Raw genomic sequence first — 3,979 nt, 5'->3', positions numbered from 1 at the left:
GGACGGTGCCGAACGAAGTTCGTCAACTGAATGGTGGTGGGTGGGGCCCCGTCGTTCGGCCCCCACCCACCACCATTCAGTTGACGAACTTCGTTCGGCACCGTCCTCCAGCCCCCACCCGCCGCCATTCAATTGACGAACTTCCTTCGGCGTTTTTTTGGGAGAGAGCAGTGACATCCGTAGCCCTCGGTCCGCGGTACCGCGAGGACGCGCTGCGCGCCCTCGCCGAGGCCGAGTTCGACGTGCTGGTGATCGGCGGCGGCATCGTCGGTGCCGGCGCGGCCCTCGACGCGATCTCGCGGGGGCTGTCCGTCGCCCTGGTGGAGGCGCGGGACTGGGCGGCGGGGACGTCCAGCCGCTCCAGCAAGCTCATCCACGGCGGCCTGCGCTACCTCGAACAGCGCGACTTCGGGCTGGTGCGGGAGGCGTTGCGGGAACGCGGCCTGCTGCTGCACCGCCTCGCGCCGCACCTGGTGCGTCCCGTCCAGTTCCTGTATCCGCTGCGCAACCGGGTGTGGGAGCGGGCCTACGTCAGCGCGGGCGTCACCCTGTACGACACGATGGGCGGAAGCCGGGCACTGCCCCGCCACCGGCAACTGACCCGGCGCGGGGCGCTGCGCCAGGCGCCCGCGCTGCGCTCGGACGCACTGGTGGGCGCCGTCCAGTACTACGACGCGCAGGTGGACGACGCCCGCTACACGATGATGGTCGCGCGCACCGCGGCCCAGTACGGCGCGAAAGTCGCCACCCGGGCCGAGGCGACGGGGTTCCTGCGCGAGGGCGAGCGGGTCACCGGCGCCACGGTCGTCGACCTGGAGGGCGGCCAGGAAATCGCCGTGCGGGCCCGCCGGGTGGTGTGCGCGACCGGTGTGTGGACGGACGGCGCGCAGGCGATGACCGGCTCCCGGGCCGCGTTCGGGGTCCGCGCGTCCAAGGGCGTCCACCTGGTGGTGCCGCGCGACCGGATCCCGATGGAGACCGGCCTGATCACGCGAACGTCCAAGAGCGTGCTGTTCATCATCCCGTGGGGGCGGCACTGGCTCGTCGGCACCACCGACACCCCGCACGACGACGGGCCGGACGAGCCCGTCGCCGAGCACACCGACATCGGCTACCTCCTCGACCAGGCGAACGCCGTCCTGCGGACGCCGCTCACCCACGACGACATCGAGGGCGTCTACGCGGGGCTGCGGCCCCTGCTGTCCGGCGAGTTCGACGACACGACGCGGCTGTCGCGCGAGCACGCCGTCGCCGAGCCGGTCCCGGGCCTCGTCGTCGTCACCGGCGGCAAGTTCACCACCTACCGGGTGATGGCGCAGGACGCGGTGGACGCGGTCGCCGACGGCCTGGACGAGTCCGTGCCCGCGTCCGTCACCGCCCGGCTGCCGCTCCTCGGCGCGACCGGCTTCGAGGTGCTGTGGAACGAGCGGCGCCGCCTCGCCGCCGAGTCGGGGCTGCACGTCGCGCGGGTCGAGCACCTGCTGCGCCGCTACGGGGCGTGCGCCCTGGAGGTTCTGCGGCTCGTCGCCGACAGCTCGGCGCTCGGCGCGCCCATCCCCGGCGCCGAGGACTACCTGTGCGCCGAGGCCGTCTACGCGGTGACGCACGAGGGCGCCCTGCACCTGGAGGACGTCCTGGCCCGCCGGCTCCGGGCGGCGATCGAGGAGTGGGACGGCGGCGTGGCCGCGGCGTCCCGCGTCGCCGAGCTGGTGGCGCCCGTCCTCGGCTGGGACGAGGAGGACGTCCACGACGAGATCAAGCGGTTCGTCCGGCGGACCGCCGAGGAGCGCCGCGGCGGCGCCGCCCACGCGGAGGCCGCCGCCTAGGCGAACGTCGCGGTCATCGCGGTGACCCCGCCGGGCGCCTCGATGGACAGGTCCCCGTCCGGGGAGCCGGCCGCGACGAACGGCTGCCGCGCGTAGACGGGCCGGCGGGCGCGGAACGACAGCTCGCGCACCGTCCGGCCCGCCCGGCGCGGCAGTTCGAGGCAGAGGATCGCGAGCAGCGGCCCGTGCACGACGAGCCCGCCGTGCCCCTCCACTTCGGTCGCGTACGCCTCGTCGTAATGGATGCGATGGGCGTTGTAGGTAAGCGCGCTGAACCGGAACAGCAACACCGGGTCAGCGGTGACCGGCAACATCCAAGGCGCCTTCACATCAGGGCTGGAAAACGACACCTCGCCCGGCGAAGACTTGGCATCGCCGCTTCGGTAGACGAGATCCTGCTCCTCCACCGCGATCTCAGCGCCGTCCCGCAGAAAAATATGGCGGACGGTGACGAACAGCATTTCCCCACTGCGCCCTTGTTTCACGACCGTCGAGACGAGCTCCGTCCTCCGAGTGACCGTGTCACCGAACCGCAAGGGCTCTCGAATGCGAAACCGTCCTCCGGCGAACATGCGGCGCCGCTCAGGAAGGGGCGGCAGGAACCGCCCGTCGCGCGGATGCCCGTCCGGCCCAAGCTCCCGCTGCGCGGGCCGCTCCAGGAAGTGGACCCACTGCCACAGCGGCGGCAGCTCGTCCCCGGGCGGCTCGACGTCCAGCACACCCGCGAGCGCCGCCGAGGGCGCCGCGTCGATGACCTCGGTCGCCTCCTGCGGCTCCGGTGCCCATCCCGCGATGTCGATCATCGGCTCATCGTCCCAGCCCGCGCGTCAGGCCGGGATGAGGGGGCAGTGGGTGCCCTTGTAGATGGTGGGGACGCACCGGTTGCAGTGGATGCACAGCGACGGGGTGGACGGGTCGGCGGCGATGCGGTTCACGAGGTCGGGTTCGCGGAGCAGGGCGCGCGCCATGGCGACGAACTGGAAGCCCTCCTCCATCGCCTTGTCCATGGTCTCGCGGGTGGTGATGCCGCCCAGCAGGACGAGCGGCAGGTCCAGTTCGGCGCGGAACCTGCGGGCGTGCTCCAGCAGGTAGGCGTCCTGGTACGGGTACACGCGCAGGAACCGCTTGCCGAACATGCGCAGGCCGACGCGCATCGGCAGCTTGTAGCCGGCGGCGAACTCCGGGATGGGCATCTCGCCGCGGAACAGGTACATCGGGTTGAGCAGCGAGCTGCCCGCGGTCAGTTCGAGGGCGTCGACGGTGCCGTCGTCCTGCAGCGCGCGGGCGACGTACAGGCTGTCGTCGATCTCCAGGCCGCCGCGGACGCCGTCCCGCATGTTGAGCTTCGCGGTGATCGCGATGCGGTCGCCCACCTCGTCCCGGACGGCGCGGGCGATGCCGAGCGCGACCTTGGCGCGGTTCTCGATCGGCCCGCCGTACCCGTCCTTGCGCTTGTTGAGGCGCGGGCTGAGGAACGAGCTGGCCAGGTAGTTGTGCCCGAAGTGGATCTCCACGGCGTCGAACCCGGACTCGATCGCCAGCCGTGCGGCGTCGGCGTGCGCGCGGGTGATACGCGCGATGTCGTCGGCCGTGGCGACCTTGGTGAACGCCATGCCGAGCGGGTTGAAGAAGCGCCCCGCGGAGATCGCGGGCAGCTTGTTGGAGCTGGCGTCCGCGACCGGCCCGGCATGCCCGAGCTGCGCGGACGCGGCGGCGCCCTCGGCGTGCACGGCGTCGGTGAGCCGGCGCAGCCCCGGAACGGCCTCGGGCCGCATCCAGATCTGCCCCCGCTCCGTCCGCCCCTCGGGCGAGACCGCGCAGTAGGCGACGGTCGTCATGCCCACTCCCCCGGCGGCGGGCCGCCGGTGGTACTCGATCAGCTCATCGGTGACCAGGGACTCGGGCGCCATCCCCTCGAAGGTGGCCGCCTTGATCACCCGGTTGCGCAACGTCAGCGGCCCCAACCGAGCCGTCTCGAACACGTCCACACCAGCCTCCGTTCCACCCTCTTGAGTGAGAACCCGATCCCCGAGTGAACAACCACCGGCTCTGGCTTGAACCTCGACCACCTGTACCGGCTGATATCGGACGGCGAGAAGGACCGCTTGATCCAGAATCTGGCGGGCTCCATCTCGCAGGTCTCGCGCGACGAC

General features: G+C 71.9%; 3 protein-coding genes. 1 reads left to right on the top strand and 2 read right to left on the bottom strand.

The window, feature by feature from the left end; all coding sequences use genetic code 11:
• The first annotated feature begins 170 nt into the window (after positions 1–170).
• Positions 171–1,826: a glycerol-3-phosphate dehydrogenase/oxidase gene (locus tag ETD96_RS42200; protein WP_138642086.1), complete on the top strand. Its 1,656-nt coding sequence runs from the start codon at positions 171–173 to the stop codon at positions 1,824–1,826.
• Here ETD96_RS42200 and ETD96_RS42195 read toward each other — a convergent pair.
• Both ETD96_RS42195 and ETD96_RS42190 read right to left on the bottom strand, forming a co-directional pair.
• Positions 1,823–2,629, bottom strand: coding sequence for an HTD2 family dehydratase (locus tag ETD96_RS42195; RefSeq protein WP_138642085.1), 807 nt, complete (start codon positions 2,627–2,629; stop codon positions 1,823–1,825). The two genes, ETD96_RS42200 and ETD96_RS42195, sit on opposite strands and share 4 nt — an antisense overlap.
• Positions 2,630–2,653: 24 nt before the next feature.
• Positions 2,654–3,814, bottom strand: coding sequence for an NADH:flavin oxidoreductase (locus ETD96_RS42190; RefSeq protein ID WP_138642084.1), 1,161 nt, complete (start codon positions 3,812–3,814; stop codon positions 2,654–2,656).
• Positions 3,815–3,979: the final 165 nt, after the last annotated feature.

It is taken from the genome of Actinomadura geliboluensis, from assembly GCF_005889745.1.
GTDB lineage: Bacteria > Actinomycetota > Actinomycetes > Streptosporangiales > Streptosporangiaceae > Spirillospora > Spirillospora geliboluensis.
Note: the sequence above shows the minus strand (reverse complement) of the source record. Positions and strands in the feature narration are given on the sequence as shown.

What these genes read in the sequence shown, in the direction of transcription:
- ETD96_RS42195 (WP_138642085.1), bottom strand. Translation starts at nt 2,629, where the DNA reads ATGATCGACATCGCGGGATGGGCACCGGAGCCGCAGGAGGCGACCGAG.